Origin of the sequence: Mycobacterium bourgelatii, assembly GCF_010723575.1 — a bacterium.
Lineage (GTDB): Bacteria > Actinomycetota > Actinomycetes > Mycobacteriales > Mycobacteriaceae > Mycobacterium > Mycobacterium bourgelatii.
Genome location: NZ_BLKZ01000001.1, coordinates 881,938 through 901,012, shown reverse-complemented (window position 1 = coordinate 901,012; position 19,075 = coordinate 881,938). Strand labels below are relative to the sequence as shown.

Sequence of the window (19,075 nt, the reverse complement as noted above, 5' to 3'; positions counted from 1 at the left end):
GGACGCAACTCTGCGGAATTCATCGCCCCGTCCTCTTCTCGGATATCCGCGACAATCGCCGGCCGCCGCACCCTCTTCCAGCTGTGCCGCTTGGCGAGGACCGGCCAACCGTAGGGATAAGTGTGAACCAATTGATTCTGCCCGTCAGCCAGTTGGCGCAAGCGAGTGCATTGTTACCAAAGCTCTCCTAATCACTTGTGCACAATGCCCATTCGGGGCACGAGGTGAGAGCCCGGGGTTGCGGCGCCGCCACGGAGCATTTCAGCCGCGGGTCAGGCTGGTCAGCGCGTACTCGCTCACGGCGATCAGCGCATCGGTCGCCGAACGTCGGTTGCGCGCATCGACATTGATCAACGGAATGTGCGGGGGCAACATCAGCGCCTTGCGCACCTCGTCAAGGGGATATCTCGGCGCGCCGTCGAACTCGTTCACAGCGACCAGAAAAGGCAGATTGCGGTGCTCGAAGAAATCGACCGCGGCAAAGCTGTCCTGCAGACGTCGGCAGTCGACGAGGATTATCGCGCCTATCGCGCCGCGCACCAGGTCGTCCCACATGAACCAGAACCGGCGCTGGCCCGGGGTGCCGAACAGGTACAACACCAGATCGTCGGCCAGGGTGATGCGCCCGAAGTCCATCGCCACGGTGGTGGTCCGCTTGTCCGGGGTGGCCTCGAGCATGTCGACACCCGCCGAGGCATCGGTCACCATCGCTTCCGTCCGCAGCGGCATGATTTCTGAGACCGCGCCGACGAACGTCGTCTTGCCGGCACCGAACCCACCGGCGATGACGATCTTCGTCGACGCGGTGTCGTGCCCGACTGAACGGCTGTCAAAGGGCGCGGAGGCCACGCAAGGTCCTTCCTATGAGTTCAGTGCGCTCGTCACGCGTCGAACGGTCGGTCAAGGTCCTGTGCACTCGAAGGTAACCGGCGGTGACCAGATCACCGATCAAGACGCGCGCAACCCCCACCGGCAGATCAAGACGAGCCGCAACTTCGGCGACCGACGGGCTGTCCACGCACAGTTGGACGATCCTTCCGCGCGTGTCGTGGAGCGGCCACACCTTGGGTCGGTCCTGACGTTCGTCCGACACCGTCTGCACCGGCGCTTCCAGCGGTAGCTCGACGTCGGTGTCCGTCCGTCCAGCCGTCAGGGTATACGGACGGACGAGATGCGCCGACCCGTCGCTAGCGCCGGGAAGATTGGACAACGCTACCCACCCGTTCAACGAGAACGGCCATCTCGTAACCGATTTGGCCGATGTCGCATCCGTTCACCGCCAGCGTCGCGAGGTGCGAACCATCGCCGACCCGCATCAACAGCAAGAAGCCGTTCTGCATCTCGACCACCGACTGCAGTACCTGTCCGCCCTCGAAGAGCTGCGCGGCGCCGCTCGCCAGGCTGGCCAGCCCGGACGCCACCGCCGCCAGCTGATCGGCCCGTTCGGGCGGTAGGTACTCGCTGGCCGCGACCGGCAACCCGTCGACCGAGACGAGCAGCGCGTGTGCCACGCCAGGGACGTCGCGGGCGAACTGCGAGACCAGCCAGTCCAGCGAGCTTCCCGCAGCACCGCCCGTCATGGCCGCTCCGATCCGTTAGCGGTGTCGCCCGCCTGCGACCGTCCGGTGTGTACGCCACCGAAATGGCTGCCGATCGACGCGCGAACCGCTTCGGGGTCGCGGACCACGGCCTCGTCGGCGTCGGACTCGGCCGAGCCCGGCACCAGGCGGGCGCCGGGATTGCGCACCGGCAGTCCGTGCTCGGTGTGGGCCTCGACGGGCTGCTCCTCGGCCGCCGCTGCCGCCGACCAGCCGCGGTCCCACACGGTCTTCCAGTCCAGGTCGGGGCTCTCGACCAGGTCGTGCGGGTCACCCATCATCTCGGCAAGCATCCGCTGGTAGATGACATCGTCATCGACCGGGCCAACCGGGTCCGCCGGCTTGGGTGTGGACTTCTCGGGCTGTTGGGGCTTTTCGGGTTCTCGGGGCTTTTCTGGCTGGGCGGCCGGGGCGGGTGAACGTCGGGCGAAGAACGCCGACGTGTCGGATGCTCGGGCCGGTTGCGGGGCCTGTTGCGCGGTCGGCTTCGGGGCCGGCTGCGTGGCCGGCTTTGAAATGGGTTGGGCGGCGGCCGGCTTCGGGGGCTGCCCGGCGCCCGGCTTGCTCTCCTGCCGAGAGCCCTTCTCCCACCAGGGCGTTGGCAGCTCACGCCGCGGCCGCTTGCTCGGCGGGGCGGGGACATCGGTGATGCCGCTGGTGCCGGGAGTGCGTCGCGGCAACAGGGTGACCGGCGGAACGGGTGCACCGGCGCCATTGGCGGCGGGCTCCGCGACGGCCTGTTGATCGCCCTGCTCATCGGCCGGCCTGGGCGGCGACACGAGGAAAGCCCCGGCGGCCCGTTTCGGCGGCGCGGACTCTGGCCCGGACTCGGGCTCGTGCGGGGCGGTTCCAACGAGCACGGCCGCCGGCAGGTAGACCTCGGCCGTGGTGCCGGTGCCGGACTCGCCGGCCGCAGGGCCGCGCAGCCCCACCCGGATACCGTGCCGGCTCGCCAATCGGCCGACCACGAACAGGCCCATGTGTCGGGCGTTGTCCGGAATCACCTCGCCGCCGGCCTGTAGGCGCATGTTGGCGATCCGCCGATCCGACTCGGTCATGCCCAGGCCGGAGTCGGCGACCCGCAACAACGCGCCGCCGTCCTGGCCGCGGACGGCCGACACCCTTACCTGGCTGGTCGGCGGCGAGTAGCGCAGCGCGTTGTCGATCAATTCGGCGAGCATGTGGATGACCCCGCCGGCCGCCGAGCCGACCACCGTGCAGTCGGGCAGGTCGGCGATTTCGACCCGTCGATAGTCTTCGACCTCGGACACCGCCGCGTTGAGCACGGTCGACAGTGGCACCGGTTCGCGGTTGTCGCGGGTGATCTGCGCACCCGCGAGCACCAGCAGGTTGGCGCTGTTGCGGCGGAGTCGCGCGGCCAGGTGGTCCAACCGGAACAGACTTTCCAGCCGCTCGGGATCCTCTTCCTGGCGTTCCAGCCCGTCGATGAGCTTCAACTGCTGGTCGACCAGCGATCGGCTGCGTCGCGACATGGTCTCGAACATGTCGTTGACCAGTAGCCGCAGCCGCGCTTCGTCGCCGGCCAACTGCAGCGCTTGGGTGTGCAGTTCGTCGACGGCGTGCGCGACCTGGCCGATCTCCTCGGTGGTGTACACGGCCAGCGGCGCGGGGACCGGGTCCGCACCACCCCGAACCGCCTCGATTTCACCGGCGAGGTCGGTGTGGGCGACTTTCAGGGCGCCGTCACGCAGCACGCGCAGCGGCTTGACCAGCGTCCGGGCCACCAGCAGCACCGCGACCAGGGCGATAGCGATGGCGCCCAGCACGAGCAGGGCATCACGGGTGGCCACGTCGCGACGTGCCGTGGCCTCGCTTTGCACCGACTTCGTCACCGGCGTCGCGTTGTCGGTGATGACCTGCTCGGCGATCCCCTTGGTCGTCTCGATCGAGCGCAGCAGGTCGGGGTTGTCGACCAGCTCATTGGCCGGATCGGACAGGATCGCCAGCCGCGAGACCATCTGCTGCTGCAGGGTCTTGGTATCCGGGGACCCGATGCCGAGCAACTGGTTGAGGCCGAAAAGGGTGGACGGTTCGGTGCCGGCCAGCGTGATCATCGACGAGCGCAGTTGCGGCTCTGGAAGTTCGGCGCCCCGAGTCACCAGGATCTCTTGCATGGTCATCTGCCCGCGCGCGCCGACCGCTCGGCTCAAGCCCTGCACCTGCGCGCGAATCTGCTCGGTGTCAGCGCGCACCGAGGCGTTGATCGCGTCCTCGGCTGTCAACAGCAGCGGCGCGTAGGTGGTGATCCGCTCGCGCAACGGGATGTTGTCGGCGAGCACCTTGTCCACCAGCGACTGACCGTCGTTCAGCAGGGCGTCGACACCCGAGCGGACGTCGGCGATCACGTCGGTTTCCGCCAGGCGCATCTGCAATTCGGTCTTGCGGGCGGCGAAGTTTTTCTTGGCGCCTTCCACATCACGACCGGTGGAGCTGGCCAGCAATGCCACGTCCAGTGCGGACATGTAATTGGTGATCGCCGGAATCATGTTGGCGCGCGCGGCGGCCAGCCGGAGTTCGTCGGAACTGTCCCACTCCGCGCGAACCCGCAACACCCCGAAAGTGGTGGCCAAGATCAGCGGAATCAGCGCTATCGCAAGGACTTTCCACCGTACCGGCCAATTGCGCAGCGACCAGGCGGGCGGCCGCTTGCCGGGTGCCGATGCGGCGGGGCTGACCGGTGGAGCCGCCGCGACCGGTTGGGTCGGGCGGGCGAACATGGTCATGGGCTGCCGGCCGTGCGACCGGCCCTTGCCGCATGACAGGCCCCAACGTGCAGCGCTGTGCGAAACGCGAAACTCATGAAACTTCCTGCTTTATTCGCCAAACCGACGGGCGCCTACCTAAACGCCTGGCAATCCGACGAGTATGACAGGCTCCCCTGTTAATCGGCCGTGCTGACCACAATTGTTACTGAGTAGATAAGGTACGCCGCAACCGACCCGAAAAGCCGTCCCGCAAACTTCGCCACCGAGCGTCACGCCAGCGTTGCGGCCGCCGTCGAGCGTCACGCCAGCGCGGCACTCACGCGGACGCGGGAACCGGGTACTGGGCAACCGTCTTCTTGACCACCGAGTCGACCTCTTCGGTCAGCAGAAACCGTTGTGCCACAAGCTTTTCGGCGGCGCTTTGCACCGTCGCGGCGTAGTCGGCGACGGTCGGGTAGCGGTCCGCGACCGACGGCCGACCCGGCGGGAAGGGCAGCTTGCTGCCGATGCGCTCGTACATGACGTCGGGCAACTCCTCGACAAACCGGCGAGCATTCCAGCCGGTGTAGGTGGCCAGCGGCGCGGCGACCGCGGGCAGTCGGATCCCGGCCACCTCGTTGCCGTCCGCGTCGACCGCCGAAACCAGGTCGACGTGGGCGCCGCCGAACTCGCCGAAGCGCGAGAAGGGCAACCAGGCGGGCGCCGGGGTCGTCGCGTAGCCGAAAGCGGACAGCACCTCCTTGCGGGAGACGGCGGTGCCGTCGCTGGTCCGGGGCACCCGGCTGGCGGGGGGCTCGATGCCGTCGACAACCCAGTTCTCCAGCGCGACGAGCAGCGCCCGGGTGACCGGCGTGACGTCGAGGTGGTGCACCGGGTTGGCGGCGGGCAGCGCGTCCTTCATCTTGCTGCTGCCGAAGTGGTCGGTGCCGGCCAGCAGGTAGGTGCGGACGTCAGGGTCCTCGGGCAGGTCCTGACCGGTGTCCGGGTCGACGTGCACCAGCGCGCCGTCGCCCTGCCAGTACTCGGTGGCGCTGTTGGTGAAGATCGTCTTCGGCACGCCGCCGAGTTCGCGCTGCCGAGCCAGCAGGTCGGCGTTGCCGAACAAACCGCTGCTGGCCGAGGCGCTGCCGCCCGGGGTCGACGGCTGCGCGTACCGCTGGTTGAACTGACCGCGGTTGGCGCTGGCGAAGTCGCTGAAGACGCCGTCGAACACCGGCATGCCGGCCTCGTCGACGTTGAGGCCGTCGGACAGGAACTGGCGCAGCAACCGACCGGCCTGGGAGACCCCGTAGGCGAAGGTGTGGTCGATGCCGCCGGAGAGCTTGTGGTCGGAGCGCAGGTGGGCGACCAGGTCGCGGATCGCCAGCAGTCCGACGCCGGCGATGGGGGTCAGTGCCGTCCGGTACACCAGTTCGTACCAGTGGAACGGCTGGAATCCCCCGTCCAGGGCGACATGCGTCTCGTCCGTGAAGCGCCAGGTGTCCCGCGGGATGACGGTGGGCTCGACGTCGGGCGCGGTGCGCACGGTCAGCACGGCTTCTGGGCCGTTGACGTCGACGGTCGGGTAGTCGGTGAACTTGAACAGCACGTCAGCACCGGGGATCGCCTCGAACTCGGGGGCGGTGAAGCTCAGCGGGTGCTCGTCCTTGGCAATGTCCGAGCGCCACTCCAGGCGGATGAAGCCGGGCTCCACCTTGTCCGCCGCCTGCGGTGCCGTCAGACCGAGGATGGCCGGTGAACGCTGCACGTCCCACTGCCATCCGCACGACGCGATGGTCCAGCCGCGGTTGAGCAGGAAGCCGCCCTTGAGCCAGGGCGCGTTGGTGGGCACACCGCGGTTGGGCACGACGAACAGCAGCTTGCCGTTGCCGCCGTCGACCGGGCGGGTCAGGCGCAGGTCGGCGTCGAAGCGGACCAGGCCGTCGTCGTCGCGGGGCGCGAGCTCGAGGTCGGTGATGCTCTTGTTCGCCAGGTGCGTCGGGTCTACGGCGAAGGTGACGGTCGCTTCCACGTTCTCGTACCGGCTGTCGGCGTGCGGGTAGACGTTGGTGACGTGCACTGCTTCGACGGTCATTTGGTGGTTCCCCCTGTGCTGGCCTGTGGGTGGCGCTGTCGTTCTGGCTTGACACAGAGATTTCTGCACCGTCCTTGCAGACTTCTTGCGGACTTCTTAAAGGCCCTGGCCTGGGACTTCACACCAGCCAGGCGGCCGGAAGGCGTCAAGGAAGCGGCAAGGATTCCGCAAGGACCCCCTTACAGACTTCCGTCATGACCGAAAAAGGCCCGCTGCTGCTCTTTGCCCACGTCACGACGGCGGTGTTGCTCACCGGCCGGGTCGTGTCGGGGTTCCATCCCGCAGTGGCGCGGCGTGCTCAGGTACGCGTCGCCCGTGTCCGGGCGGACTTTGCGCACGCCGCACCGTTTTAACGGGGAGGCACCGGGTACGCCACCGCTGCGGCGGTAGCCGCGCGGAAGAGGTGGTGTACACGTGGACGGTGATCGCAACGTTGCCGCGGCGGTGACTATTTGGTTCGACCCGGTGGGTCCCTTTACCTGGAATACCGCTCGATGGTTGAAGTCCGTCGCGGACGACGGCGACGTCACCGTCGATTGGCGACTGATGAGCCTGGCGGTACTCAACGAGGGACAGGAGCAATCGCCGCAGCAGCAGGAGCACATGCGGGAATCGCGTCAGATCGGCCGACTGATGGCCGCCATCGGTGAGCAGCACGGGGACGTGGTCGCCGCTTATTTCGCGTTCGGCGAGCGCTTCTTTGACGGTGCCAACGACATCAGCGGTCCGCTGGTCAAAGAAGTCTGCGCGGCGGCTAGTTCCGACGTCGCGGATGCGGTGCTCTCGGACGAGGCATACGACCAGATCGTGCGGGCCAGCCACGAGTCCGGCCAAGAGGCCCTGGGCGAAGAGGGCGGTAGCCCCATCGTGCGGATAAACGACCGGACCTTTTTCGGACCCGTGCTGACCGATCCGCCCGCCCCCGCGCAGGCTCGGCCGCTTCTCGACGCGTTCGCCACGCTGGCGGCCGTTCCACAGTTCAGCCAGCTGAAGCGGCCGCGGTAAGACGGTAGCTGCGCGGGCGTCGGTGCGACTGCTGTCGGGTTCGACTCCCTTGGTCGGGCATGATCGACCGGTGTTCCGGTTGCTTTTCTATTCCCCGCGTATCGCGCCGAACACGGGCAACGCCATCCGGACGGCGGCGGCAACCGGTTGCGAGCTGCATCTGGTCGAGCCGCTGGGTTTCGACCTGTCCGAACCGAAGCTGCGCCGAGCGGGCCTGGACTACCACGACCTGGCCTCGGTCACCGTCCATGCGTCGCTTGCGGCCGCTTGGACGGCGCTGATGCCGGCGCGGGTGTTCGCCTTCACCACGGCCGCGGGTAGCCGGTTTTCCGACGTGAGTTACCAGGCCGGCGACGTGCTGATGTTCGGGCCCGAGCCCACCGGTCTGGACGAGGCGACCCTGGCCGACGAACACATCACCACCCAGGTGCGCATTCCCATGCTGGCCGGTCGGCGCTCACTGAACCTGTCCAACGCCGCCGCCGTCGCCGTGTACGAGGCCTGGCGACAGCACGCGTACTCCGGCGCGATCTGAGCTGCGGTTAGGACATGCCCCGACTGTCGATGTAGTGGGGAAAGACCATCTCCCACATCAGCAGGCAGGCAAGGAACCACGCCATCGGTGTGTCGAGCTGGACCGAACCGAGCGACGAGACGATCGGGCGACCGCGCCCGCTGAACGCCTTGGCATCGGCGTACACCCACACCGCGGTGGCGACAATGATGCCCACCAACACCAGAACTGCCATGACGAGACCGTGCGCAGGGCTGCCCACCGGGGCTGAAAAGTGCATTGACAACCTCACTTACAACTCATTACGAGGGGCCGCTACCAGCTCACAAGCCGCAGGGCGGAGCTGCTGCCCCATAACGCAGCGCTGCGTTTGGCAGACATATAACCAGAGAGCAGCGGTCAGCGCGCCCTACTGGCCGAAACTGGACCAGTACCAGCTACCAGCTGTTCCAGTGGGTGAGGTCCGCGGCGGGCAGCCGCTTGGCGGGCCGGAAGCCGGTGCCCTTGGTGTAGGCGATCGGGAACAGGCCCGCCTGGGCGTACTCGTCGTACGGAATGCCGAGCACGTCGGCCACTTTGCGCTCACCGTCGTTGAAGAGGTGCAGCGTGGTCCAGCAGGATCCCAGCCCACGGGAACGCAGTGCCAAACAAAAGCTCCACACCGCCGGGAACAGCGACGCCCAGAACGAGACGCCGCCCAACGGCGACTCCTCCGGCCGTCCTTTCAGGCAGGGAACCAACAGGACCGGCGCCTCGTGCATGCGCTCGGCGAGGTAGCGCGCCGAATCGCGAACGCGTCCCATCTGGGTGTTGCGCGGGTCACCCTCGGGGTACTCGGGCGCGGGTGAACCGAGGTAGGGCAGGGCATTTCCCCGATAGACGTCGGCGATCGCCTGCTTCTTGTCGGGGTCTTCGACGAACATCCACTGCCAGCCCTGGGCGTTGGAGCCGGTGGGCGCCTGTAGCGCCAACTCGAGGCATTCCATCAACACCTCGCGCGGCACCGGCTTGTCGAAGTCGAGGCGCTTGCGCACCGAGCGCGTGGTGGTGAGGACTTCGTCGACGGACAGGTTGAGGGTCATACGTGGAGGCTACCGGGGTGATCTTCGCGCTCACCCGAGACCAAATCCCGCCCGCTCAGTCGTGGTCGGTCGAGAGCGAGACCGCCCGCCAGGCGTCGATCTCGGCTTGCAGCTGCTGGATCTTGTTCTCGACCGCCGCGACGCAGTCGCTGCCCAACAGCAGGTGCACCGGGGGCTCCGCCGCCGCGGCGATGTCGACGATCGCGGCCGCGGCCTTGACCGGATCGCCGGGTTGCTCGTGATTGAGTTCCGCGGCGCGGGCGCGCACCGCTCCCGCGGTCGATTCGTAGTCGGCGATGATGGTTTCCTCGGTGCCGAGGCTGGACGCGTCGAGGAAGTCGGTGCGGAAGTAACCCGGCTCCACGATCGTGACCCAAATGCCCAGCGGCTTAACCTCTTTGGCCAGCGCTTCGCTGAACCCTTCCATCGCGAACTTGGTGGAGCAGTAGACGCCCCACCCGGGTGAGCCGAGCAGTCCGCCGATCGAGCTGATGTTGATGATGCGCCCGGACCGTTGTCGGCGCATCACCGGCAGCACCGCCCGCTGCATGGTGAGCGTGCCAAACACGTTGACCTCGTAGACGGCACGGGCCGAGGCGTCGGACGATTCTTCGACGGCTCCGAGCAGTCCGCGCCCGGCGTTGTTCACCAGCACGTCGATGCGTCCGAACGCGTCGACCGCGGACTGGACCGCTTTGGTGGCCTGCTCGCCGTTGGTGACGTCGAGGTCGACGGCCAGCAGGTTGTCGCCCGCGCCGGGAAGCTGTTCGTGGATTTGGTTGGTGCGCCGCGCGGTGGCTACCACCTTGTCCCCCTGGCTCAAGATCTTGCGCGCGATCTCAAGGCCGAATCCGCGTGATGCTCCGGTGAGAAACCAGACTTTGGCGTCGTGTGGGGCCAAGACGGCCGTCCTCTCGGGACAGAAGAAAACGTCGGCAACAAGCGTCTCTACTATGCACCCGCGGAAGCCGGCGCGCTTGTCGGGCGATGTCTTGAACCGCTATGACACGCGTTGCGCGTCGCTCACCGCCTGGCCCGATGTCGCCGCACGACGGTTTTCTCGATCTCCACAGCGACGAAGACCAACGCACCCACCCCCGCGGCTTTGATCCATTCCACGTAGCCCAACGGGGTGGACCCGAAGAAGGCGTTCATGGCCGGGGCGTAGGTGAACGCGAGTTGCAATGCCACACAGGCCACTACGGTTAGTAGGGCAATTCGGTTGCCGAACAACCCGATTCGGTTGAGCACCGGGGCCATCAGGAAGCGATTGTTCAGCAGGTAGAACATCTCCGCGACCACGATTGCGTTGACCGCCATTGTCCGCGCCATTTCTACGCTGGTGCCCAGGCGGAGCTCCATCAGAAACATGCTCAAGGCACCGCCGGCCATCAGCACCGAGACCAGAACCACCCGCCACACGAAGTATCGCGACAGCAGACTTTCGTTGCGCGGCCGTGGCTTTCGGTCCATCACGTCGGACTCGGGCGGCTCGAAAGCAAGGGCCAGCCCGAGTGTTGCGGAGGTGACGAGGTTGATCCAAAGTACCTGCGGGGGTGTCAATGGCAGCGTGAGTTGGAAGAGGATCGCTGCGATAACAACAAGCGCCTCACCACCGTTGGTGGGCAACATGAACAGGATGAACTTGCGGATGTTGTCGTAGACCGTCCGCCCCTCGGCGACCGCCGCGGCGATCGTCGCGAAATTGTCGTCGGCAAGCACCATGTCCGACGATTCCTTGGCGGCCTCGGTGCCATTGGTGCCCATGGCGACGCCGACATCCGCCTTCTTCAACGCCGGCGCGTCGTTGACACCGTCGCCGGTCATGGCGACCACTTCGCCCTCGGCCTGCAATGCCCGCACCAATCGGAGCTTGTGTTCCGGGCTGACTCGGGCGAACACGTCGCAGTCACGGGCCACGGCTTGCAACTCGGCGTCGTTCATCGTGGCGATCTCGGTGCCGGTGACGGCCGGTGAGTCAGGGCTCATACCCAGCTGGTTGCCGATCTCGCGGGCGGTACCGGCATGGTCACCGGTGATCATCTTGACCCGGATTCCGGCGCGGTGGCATTCGCGGATGGCCGCGATCGCTTCGGGCCGCAGCGGGTCGATGATTCCGACCAAGCCCAGCAGGGTGAAGCCCCCGTCGAGATCCTCGAACTCCAACGTCTCTGGAGTCCTCGGCATGCCGTGCCGCTCGGCGATCGCCAGGACCCGCAAGCCTCGTGCCGCGGTTTCGGCGGCCACCCGGTGCCAATACTCCGCGTCGATGGGGCGGTCGCCGTGCTGGTCGCGCTGGGTTGCGCAGAGGTCAAGGATGCGTTCGGGTGCGCCCTTCACCAATATCAGCGGGCGACCATGGGGATCGGCGTGCAGGGTGCCCATCATGCGACGCTCGGATTCGAAGGGCACCGTGCTGACCCGCGGGAATTCGGCTTCGGTGGCGCGGTAGGGCATTCCTACCTTGATGCCCAACACCAGCAGCGCCGCTTCGGTCGGGTCCCCCACGACCGTCCAGGCGCCGTCCTCGTGCCGCAGCGTGGAGTCGTTGCACAGCACCCCGGCACGGATGGTGTCAATCAGCGCCGGATAGTCCGCCGGGTTGATCACCTGCCCGTCCAGCGTCAGGTCACCCTTGGGCGTATATCCCGCACCCTCGACATCGAAGATCTGCCCCGCGCAGATCACGTGCTGAGCGGTCATTTCGTTGGTGGTGAGGGTCCCGGTCTTGTCCGAACAGATCACGGTCACCGACCCGAGCGCCTCGACCGCCGGCAGGCGACGGATGATCGCGCGTCGACGCGACATTCGCTGCACCCCGATCGCCAACGTCACGGTGATGATCGCCGGCAGCCCCTCGGGGATGGCGGACGCCGCGAGCGCCACCGTCATGGTGAACATCTCGCTGAAGCTGTGCCCGTGCCACAACACGCCGAACGCGTAGATGCCCACGCTGGACAGCAGAATGACCAGCGCAAGCAACCGGCCGAAGTGGCTGATCTGACGTAGCAGCGGTGTGCTCGACGTCGAGATCTTCTTCAGCATCTGGTCGATCTGACCGATCTCGCTGGAGCTGCCGGTGGCGACCACGATTCCGACGGCTTGACCGTGCAGCACCATCGTGCCCGAGTAGGCCATGCCGAACCGGTCCCCGATGGTCGCGTCGACGGGCGCGGCACCGGTGGTCTTGTCCACCGGCAGGGACTCGCCGGTCAGGGCCGCCTCATCGACCTGCAATTCGTCCACGGAGATCAGCCGCAGATCGGCTGGTACCCGGTCACCGGGCACCAGCTTGACGATGTCCCCGGGGACCAGCTCGGCGGCCTCGATGTCCTTGTCCCGGCCGGCGCGCACGACCGTCGCGTGCGGAGAGAGCATCGCCCGGATCGCGTTCATCGCCGCCTCCGCCTTGCCCTCCTGGATGAAGGCGACGATCGCGTTGATGACAACCGCGGCGAACAGCACCGCGGTGTCCACCCAGTGCCCCAGCAGAGCGGTGATCACGGCGGCGCCCGACATGACGTAAAGCAAGATGTTGTGGAACTGACGCAGGAAGCGGACCAGCACGTTCTGTGGCTTCGCCCGCACGAGCTGGTTCAAGCCGTACTGCGCTCGGCGCCGCAGGACCTCGTCCTCGCCCAGGCCGTCTTCACTCGAATCGAGGCGTTCCAGCACCTCCGCCGGGGTCATGGCGTGCCAGGCCACGCCTGCCGCCTCGGGGTCGCGCGGCTGAGCCGCTGTGGTGAGGAATGCGCTCACAAGCAGCACCCTTTCCGGGCCCTGCCGGGCCGAGTTCAAAGCTGTCGATTTATTGGCTGCTGTTCGGTCGGACACCCTTTCGGGGCCAGCGACCCGCACGGACAAAACCCGTCAAACCCGTCAAACCGCAGCACAGGCTGCAGAAATTATACCGTTGGCGGCCGGGCCACCTTCTCCTCCCGCGAGCGTGCGCGTCGGTACGGCGACACGCCGTCGCGGCCGACACTTAGCGCACGCTCGCGCCTAGCACTAGCGACCCCGCGCTAGCGGAAGTCCCGCGACTTCGAGCCCACGGAGAGGCTGATGCGTCCCAAGCGCTCAGCCACCACGGTGATAGCGCCACTGGCGTTCTGGACCTGGCCGCGGATCAGTAGCGCCGCCGCCGTGTTCGCCAACTTGCGGTGCCGCGCCCACACCCCCGGCGTACAGAGGACGTTGACCATCCCGGTCTCGTCTTCGAGGTTGATGAACGTCACCCCTTGGGCCGTCCCGGGACGCTGCCGGTGGGTCACCGCCCCGGCGACCAGCACCCGATCACCGTCGGGCACCGATCCCAGCGCCGCGGCGGGCACCACCCCCATCGCGTCCAGATCCGCCCGCAGGAACTGCGTCGGATAACTGTCCGGGGAAATTCCGGTGGCCCACACGTTTGCGGCGGCCAACTCCAATTCGCTCATCCCGGGCAGCGCCGGAATATGCGATGACGAACCCACACCGGGCAGCCGGTCCGGTCGTTGAGTGGCCGCGGCACCGGCCGCCCACAGCGCCTCCCGCCTCGACATGTCGAAGCAACCCAGCGCCCCGGCCGTCGCCAACGCTTCGGTCTGCGGCACGGTCAGCTGCAATCGCGATGTCAAGTCCAACAGAGAAACGAACGGGCCGTTGGCCTCTCGTTCTGCGACCAACTTCTCGGCCAGGTCGTCCCCGATGAAACGGACCGCGCCCAGCCCGAGTCGCACCTCGGTTCCCGCGTTCTCCAGCGTCGCGTGCGCCAGGCTGGCATTGACGTCGGGCCCGTGGACCAGCACGCCGTGCCGACGCGCGTCGGCCACCAGCGATTGGGGTGAATAGAAACCCATCGGCTGGGCACGCAGCAGCGCGGCGCAGAAGGCCGCCGGGTGGTGCAGTTTGAACCACGACGAGTAGAACACCAGGGACGCGAAGGACAGCGCGTGGCTTTCCGGGAAGCCGAAATTGGCGAACGCTTCCAGCTTTTCGTAGATCCGATCGATGGTGTCCTCGTCGGCGCCGTGCAGTGTGCGCATGCCCTCGTAGAACCGGCCGCGCAGCCGGCGCATGCGTTCCGTGGAGCGCTTGGATCCCATGGCGCGCCGCAACTGGTCGGCCTCGGCGGCCGTAAAGCCGGCGCAGTCGACGGCAAGCTGCATCAGCTGTTCCTGAAACAGCGGCACGCCCAGGGTCTTTCGCAACGCCGATTCCATCGACGGGTGCTCGTAGGTGACCGGGTCAATGCCGTTGCGCCGGCGGATGTACGGGTGCACCGACCCGCCCTGGATGGGGCCGGGACGGATCAGCGCAACCTCCACCACCAGGTCGTAGAACACCCGCGGCCGCAGCCGTGGCAAGGTGGCCATCTGCGCCCGTGACTCCACCTGGAACACGCCGACGGAATCGGCGCGGGACAGCATCTCGTACACCGCCGGCTCGGACAGGTCCAGCCGGGCGAAGTCCACCTCGATGCCCTTGTGCTCGGCGACCAGGTCCCGGGCGTAGTGCAGTGCCGAGAGCATGCCCAGCCCGAGCAGATCGAATTTCACCAAACCTATTGCCGCACAGTCGTCCTTGTCCCATTGCAGCACACTGCGGTTCTCCATGCGGGCCCACTCCACCGGGCACACGTCGGCAATAGGGCGGTCACAGATCACCATGCCGCCGGAATGAATGCCCATGTGTCGCGGCAGGTTCCGGATCTGGTTGGCCAGGTCGATCACCTGCTCGGGGATGCCCTCGACATCGGGAGAATCGACCTTGCCGCTCCAATGGCTGATCTGCTTGCTCCAGGCGTCCTGCTGCCCCTGGGAGAAACCCAGGGCGCGGGCCATGTCACGCACGGCGCTGCGCCCCCGGTAGGTGATGACATTGGCGACCTGGGCGGCGTAGTCGCGGCCGTATTTGTCGTAGATGTACTGGATGACCTTCTCGCGCTGATCCGACTCGATGTCGATGTCGATGTCAGGCGGGCCGTCGCGGACCGGCGACAAGAAGCGCTCGAACAACAACTCGTTGGCAATCGGGTCCACGGCGGTGACACCGAGGGCAAAACACACCGCGGAGTTGGCCGCCGATCCCCTGCCCTGACACAAGATGTCGTTGCGCCGGCAGAATTGAGTGATGTCGTGCACCACCAGGAAATAGCCCGGAAAGCCTAGCTGGGCAATCACTTTCAGCTCATGTTCGATTTGGGTGTAAGCACGCGGCGCCCGCTCTGCCGGACCGTAGCGGTCGCGGGCACCCGCCATGACCAACACCCGCAACCAGGTGTCCTCGGTGTGGCCGTCGGGCACCTCGAACGGCGGCAGCTGCGGCGCGATGAGCGCCAACCCGAAGGCGCATTGTTCGCCGAGTTCGGCGGCCGCGGTCACCACCTCGGGGCGCTGCGCGAACAGCCTGGCCATCTCCTCACCCGACCGCAGGTGTGCGCCACCCAATGGAGCCAGCCATCCGGCGGCGGCGTCCAGAGACTGCCGGGCCCGGATTGCGCCCATCGCCATGGCCAACCGTCCGCGGGACGGATGGGCGAAATGCGCTCCGGTGGTGGCGACGACGCCGACCCCGAACCGCGGTGCCAGCCCGGCCAGTGCCGCGTTGTGTTCGTCGTCGAGCGGCTGACCATGATGGGTCAACTCAATGCTGACCCGCTCGGCGCCGAACCGGTCTACCAGGTCGGCCAGCGCCCGTTCCGCCGCTTCCGGCCCTCCTTGGTAAAGCGCCTGGCGCACATGGCCTTTCCGACAACCCGTCAGGATGTGCCAGTGCCCGCCGGCCGCTCCGGTGAGTGCGTCGTAGTCGTAGTGCAGCTTGCCTTTCTCGCCGCCGGCCAGATGCGCCGCTGCCAGTTGCCGGGACAACCGCCGGTACCCTTCCGGGCCACGGGCCAGCACCAGCAGATGTGGGCCGGGTGGATCCGGCTGCTCGGTGCGGGCCTCGGATACCGACGAGGCAGACAGCGACAGCTCGGCGCCGAAGACGGTTCGTACGTCGAGTTCGGCGGCCGCCTCGGCGAACCGCACCGCCCCGTACAAGCCGTTGTGGTCGGTCAGCGCCAGTGCGCGCAGATCGAGCCGGGCCGCTTCTTCGACCAACTCCTCCGGAGTGCTGGCCCCGTCGAGAAAGCTGTATGCCGAGTGCGCATGCAGCTCGGCGTACGCGACGGAGGAACGGACCCGATCCTTTGCCGCGGGCCGATACGCCCCGCGCTTGTGCGACACCGGGGCATCATCAGCCGGTACTGCCGGGGCCGGCGCACCGGCATGACGCGGTTTGCCGTCTAGCACCCGCTCCATTTCGGACCAACTCGGCGGCCCATTACCCCAGCCCATGCGCTACAGTCTATCGAAAGTTTGTTCGATAGAGGGCCCTGGTCGCGCTTGTACGATGGGGTTAAACCACGGCTGAGTAATTGTGAGCGGCGCACAAGCCGAGGGTCCATCGCCGCTGTTAAACATGACTTTAACGACAAAACATGTTGTTAACCTTGCGGGTCTACCGCCGCGAAGACGCGCATCAGATACTGGTACACATTAAGAAAACAGCATTTGGGGGGTAACTGTGGGACAACTGACGGCCTTGGATACGAACTTCCTCAGAGCACCGGAACCGGACCAGGACGCCAGCATGTCAATCGGAGCGGTCGCCGTGATGGACGGCCCCATTCCACCCTTTGATCAATTCAAAGAATTTCTCGCGCAACGGATTCAGGATGTTCCGCGCTGCACGCAAGTGCTCCGCACCGAGTGGAGGGCGGATCCGGAATTCGACCTCGCCCGGCACGTACAACGGGTGGCGCTTCCCCAACCGGGTGACGACGGTGAACTGTTCCAGGTGATCGCCCACACCTTGGAGCGCCCGCTCGCGCTGAACCGTCCGCTGTGGGAGTGCTGGATCATCGAGGGCCTCCAGGACGACCGGTGGGCGATCTTGATGAAGATCCACCACTGCATGGCTGACGAGGTGTCTCCAGCCCACCTGCTCACCCGGCTCTGCGACGACGCCGACACCGACTTGTTTGCCACTGACGTTGCCGTCAAATCCATTTCGCACTCGCAGACGCCGCCGCGCAGCTGGACCGAGACCGTCATCAACGCGTACGCCACCGCATTCAAGACCGCGGCGCGCGTGCTGTGCTGGCCGGCGATCTGGATGTCGCCGGCCGAATCGGTCGCCACCAGGCGCCGGTACGGCACGGTGCGGGTTCCTCGCGCCGACGTCGACGCCGTGAGCCGCAAGTTCGGCGTGACTGCCAATGATGTTGCGTTGGCCGTGATCACCGAAGGTTTCCGGTCAGTCCTACTCGGACGCGGCGAAGAGCCGCGCGCGGATTCACTGCGCACCGTCGCAAATGCCGACGATCGCATCTCGGCGCTCCTGCCCTACCTACCCGTCGAGCACGACGACCCGGTCGCACAACTTCGGGCTGTGCACGGCCGGTTGCGCCAGCATGACCAACGTCCCGCCCCTAACGGCCTCGACACACCATTCATACTGGCCGCCAAAGCATTTCAAACCCTTACCCGACTGCCCCAGCGTTTCGTCACGCTGGCAACCAACGCGGCGGGGCCACGGCGTCGGCTGCGGTTGATGGGCCAACGGGTCGACCAACTGCTGCCCATCCCGCCCACCGCGCAGCAGCTGAGCACCGGGGTTGCCGTTCTGAGCTACGGCGACGAGTTGGTCTTCGGCATCACCGCCGAGTACGGGGCTGGGTCGGACATGACGCAGTTGATCGCCGGCATCGAACGAGGGATGGCGCGCCTGGTGGCGCTGAGTCAGGACTCCGTCCTGCTGTTCGCCAAGAACCGCCGCAAGCGCACCGTCCGCCCGTCGCGCGGACGCGTTGCCGCGCACCCGGCCCGAGCGCGCCGCTGACCCAACCCGAGCCACGTTGACCACCGTGAGAAGGTGGGGCGTGCACAAGTTGGAGCCGGTCACCATCGACCCGCGTCGCCATGACGCCGTGCTGTTCGACGCCTCCTTGGCCAGCAAGGAAGCGCTGCTTCGGCAGTTGCAGGACGTCGGCGTCGGCACCGCCACGTTGTCTGGCGAGACCCCGGTGACCGCGGCAGCCGAACGCCTTGCCGTGCGTGCGGGTCGGTGCGCCGTGGTGGCGGTAGACGCGGCGGGCGTCAAGGCCGCGCGTGACGCCGGTTTCGCGTTGGTGATCGGTGTCGATCCCGGCGGGCAGGGCGACTCGTTGCGCCAGGCGGGCGCCGATGCCGTTCTCACCGACCTGAACGAAATCCTGGTGCGGTCCGGAGATCGCCGGATGTCCGAGCTTCCCGACGCATTGCAGGCTCTCGGTCTGGCCGATGGCTTGAGCACGCGATCACCTGCGGTGTTCTTCGATTTCGACGGCACCCTGTCCGACATCGTCGAGGATCCCGACGCGGCCGTGCCCGCCCCGGGCGCCGCTGAGGCGTTGCAGCAATTGGCCGCTCGGTGCCCGGTCGCGGTGCTCAGCGGTCGCGATCTTGCCGATGTGTCACAGCGGGTGGGCCTGCCGGGCATTTGGTATGCGGGCAGCCATGGGTTCGAACTGACCGCACCTGATGGCACGCACCACCAGAACGATGCGGCGGCGCAAGCCATCCCGATACTCGAGCAGGCCGCCGCCGAGCTGCGTGATCAGCTCGGGTCGATCCCGGGTGTTGTGGTGGAACACAAGCGATTTGGTGTGGCCGTGCACTATCGCAACGCGGCACGCGACCGGATCGGCGAGGTGTCCGCCGCGGTGCGCGCCGCCGGTCGGCGGGACGAGTTGCGGGTGACCACGGGCCGCGAAGTCATCGAGCTACGCCCTGATGTCGACTGGGACAAGGGAAAAACGTTGCGCTGGGTGATCGATCAAATGCAGCGGGATGGATCGGGGACGCTCGTCCCCATCTATCTTGGCGACGACATCACCGACGAAGACGCATTCGACGCGGTGCGTTCCGATGGCATCCCAATTTTGGTGCGGCACAATGACGATGGTGATCGTGCCACCGCCGCTTTGTTCGCACTGGACAGCCCGGCGCAGGTTGGCGAATTCGTCGCCCGATTGGCACGGCAATTATCTGACGAGAACGTGAATTAGTCCC

Annotated in this window: 15 protein-coding genes; 5 read left to right on the top strand and 10 right to left on the bottom strand. The window is 66.8% G+C overall.

Features of this window, described 5'->3' with window-relative positions:
* Positions 1 to 261 precede the first annotated feature (261 nt).
* The 5 genes from G6N68_RS04185 to G6N68_RS04165 all read right to left on the bottom strand — a co-directional run bounded on the left by G6N68_RS04185 (position 262) and on the right by G6N68_RS04165 (position 6,398).
* Positions 262 to 849 carry a GTP-binding protein gene (locus G6N68_RS04185; RefSeq protein ID WP_163708251.1) on the bottom strand — a complete coding sequence of 196 codons (588 nt, stop codon included), beginning with the start codon at positions 847 to 849 and terminating at the stop codon, positions 262 to 264.
* Positions 830 to 1,210: a DUF742 domain-containing protein gene (locus G6N68_RS04180; RefSeq protein ID WP_163708248.1), complete on the bottom strand. Its 381-nt coding sequence runs from the start codon at positions 1,208 to 1,210 to the stop codon at positions 830 to 832. The genes G6N68_RS04185 and G6N68_RS04180 overlap by 20 nt, the downstream gene beginning before the upstream one ends.
* Complete coding sequence (locus G6N68_RS04175) at positions 1,188 to 1,580, bottom strand: serine protease inhibitor (protein ID WP_163708245.1); 393 nt, start codon at positions 1,578 to 1,580, stop codon at positions 1,188 to 1,190. Before G6N68_RS04175 ends, G6N68_RS04180 begins: the two co-directional genes overlap by 23 nt.
* Entirely contained in the window at positions 1,577 to 4,342 is a 2,766-nt protein-coding gene (locus G6N68_RS04170; RefSeq protein ID WP_163708242.1) for a sensor histidine kinase, read from the bottom strand. Before G6N68_RS04170 ends, G6N68_RS04175 begins: the two co-directional genes overlap by 4 nt.
* Positions 4,343 to 4,640: 298 nt before the next feature.
* A complete protein-coding gene (locus tag G6N68_RS04165; protein WP_163708237.1) occupies positions 4,641 to 6,398 on the bottom strand; it encodes an alpha/beta hydrolase domain-containing protein in 1,758 nt (585 codons plus the stop codon).
* Positions 6,399 to 6,592: 194 nt separating this feature from the next.
* Between G6N68_RS04165 and G6N68_RS04160 the strand changes: the two genes are divergently transcribed.
* The 3 genes from G6N68_RS04160 to G6N68_RS04150 all read left to right on the top strand — a co-directional run bounded on the left by G6N68_RS04160 (position 6,593) and on the right by G6N68_RS04150 (position 7,938).
* On the top strand, positions 6,593 to 6,751 hold the full coding sequence (locus G6N68_RS04160) for a hypothetical protein (RefSeq protein WP_163708233.1): 159 nt from the start codon (positions 6,593 to 6,595) through the stop codon (positions 6,749 to 6,751).
* A 61-nt stretch (positions 6,752 to 6,812) separates the two neighbouring features.
* Positions 6,813 to 7,403: a mycothiol-dependent nitroreductase Rv2466c family protein gene (locus tag G6N68_RS04155; protein ID WP_371871532.1), complete on the top strand. Its 591-nt coding sequence runs from the start codon at positions 6,813 to 6,815 to the stop codon at positions 7,401 to 7,403.
* A 70-nt stretch (positions 7,404 to 7,473) separates the two neighbouring features.
* On the top strand, positions 7,474 to 7,938 hold the full coding sequence (locus tag G6N68_RS04150) for a tRNA (cytidine(34)-2'-O)-methyltransferase (protein WP_163708230.1): 465 nt from the start codon (positions 7,474 to 7,476) through the stop codon (positions 7,936 to 7,938).
* A gap of 7 nt (positions 7,939 to 7,945) precedes the next feature.
* On the opposite strand, the gene G6N68_RS04145 is transcribed toward G6N68_RS04150, so the two are convergent.
* The 5 genes from G6N68_RS04145 to G6N68_RS04125 form a co-directional block, all read right to left on the bottom strand.
* Positions 7,946 to 8,152 (bottom strand): hypothetical protein, encoded by a 207-nt coding sequence (locus G6N68_RS04145; RefSeq protein WP_163708227.1) that lies wholly within the window; start codon positions 8,150 to 8,152, stop codon positions 7,946 to 7,948.
* A 202-nt stretch (positions 8,153 to 8,354) separates the two neighbouring features.
* On the bottom strand, positions 8,355 to 8,999 hold the full coding sequence (locus G6N68_RS04140) for a nitroreductase family protein (RefSeq protein ID WP_163708225.1): 645 nt from the start codon (positions 8,997 to 8,999) through the stop codon (positions 8,355 to 8,357).
* A 55-nt stretch (positions 9,000 to 9,054) separates the two neighbouring features.
* Positions 9,055 to 9,900 (bottom strand): oxidoreductase, encoded by an 846-nt coding sequence (locus G6N68_RS04135; protein WP_163708223.1) that lies wholly within the window; start codon positions 9,898 to 9,900, stop codon positions 9,055 to 9,057.
* A 122-nt stretch (positions 9,901 to 10,022) separates the two neighbouring features.
* Positions 10,023 to 12,689 carry a cation-transporting P-type ATPase gene (locus tag G6N68_RS04130; RefSeq protein ID WP_163718146.1) on the bottom strand — a complete coding sequence of 889 codons (2,667 nt, stop codon included), beginning with the start codon at positions 12,687 to 12,689 and terminating at the stop codon, positions 10,023 to 10,025.
* 332 nt (positions 12,690 to 13,021) lie between these two features.
* The gene (locus tag G6N68_RS04125) at positions 13,022 to 16,318 is read right to left on the bottom strand and encodes an error-prone DNA polymerase (RefSeq protein WP_205351237.1); all 3,297 of its coding nucleotides are present in this window, start codon (positions 16,316 to 16,318) and stop codon (positions 13,022 to 13,024) included.
* Positions 16,319 to 16,547: 229 nt separating this feature from the next.
* On the opposite strand from G6N68_RS04125, the gene G6N68_RS04120 reads away from it, so the two are divergent.
* Positions 16,548 to 17,864, top strand: coding sequence for a wax ester/triacylglycerol synthase domain-containing protein (locus G6N68_RS04120; protein ID WP_163708219.1), 1,317 nt, complete (start codon positions 16,548 to 16,550; stop codon positions 17,862 to 17,864).
* 40 nt (positions 17,865 to 17,904) lie between these two features.
* The gene (gene otsB, locus G6N68_RS04115; RefSeq protein ID WP_163708214.1) at positions 17,905 to 19,071 is read left to right on the top strand and encodes a trehalose-phosphatase; all 1,167 of its coding nucleotides are present in this window, start codon (positions 17,905 to 17,907) and stop codon (positions 19,069 to 19,071) included.
* Positions 19,072 to 19,075: the final 4 nt, after the last annotated feature.

Coding starts and splice junctions, on each gene's coding strand:
- G6N68_RS04165 (WP_163708237.1), bottom strand. CDS start 6,398: ATGACCGTCGAAGCAGTGCACGTCACCAACGTCTACCCGCACGCCGAC.
- G6N68_RS04170 (WP_163708242.1), bottom strand. CDS start 4,342: ATGACCATGTTCGCCCGCCCGACCCAACCGGTCGCGGCGGCTCCACCG.
- G6N68_RS04140 (WP_163708225.1), bottom strand. CDS start 8,999: ATGACCCTCAACCTGTCCGTCGACGAAGTCCTCACCACCACGCGCTCG.
- G6N68_RS04160 (WP_163708233.1), top strand. CDS start 6,593: ATGACCGAAAAAGGCCCGCTGCTGCTCTTTGCCCACGTCACGACGGCG.
- G6N68_RS04145 (WP_163708227.1), bottom strand. CDS start 8,152: ATGGCAGTTCTGGTGTTGGTGGGCATCATTGTCGCCACCGCGGTGTGG.
- G6N68_RS04175 (WP_163708245.1), bottom strand. CDS start 1,580: ATGACGGGCGGTGCTGCGGGAAGCTCGCTGGACTGGCTGGTCTCGCAG.
- G6N68_RS04130 (WP_163718146.1), bottom strand. CDS start 12,689: ATGACCCCGGCGGAGGTGCTGGAACGCCTCGATTCGAGTGAAGACGGC.
- G6N68_RS04125 (WP_205351237.1), bottom strand. CDS start 16,318: ATGGGCTGGGGTAATGGGCCGCCGAGTTGGTCCGAAATGGAGCGGGTG.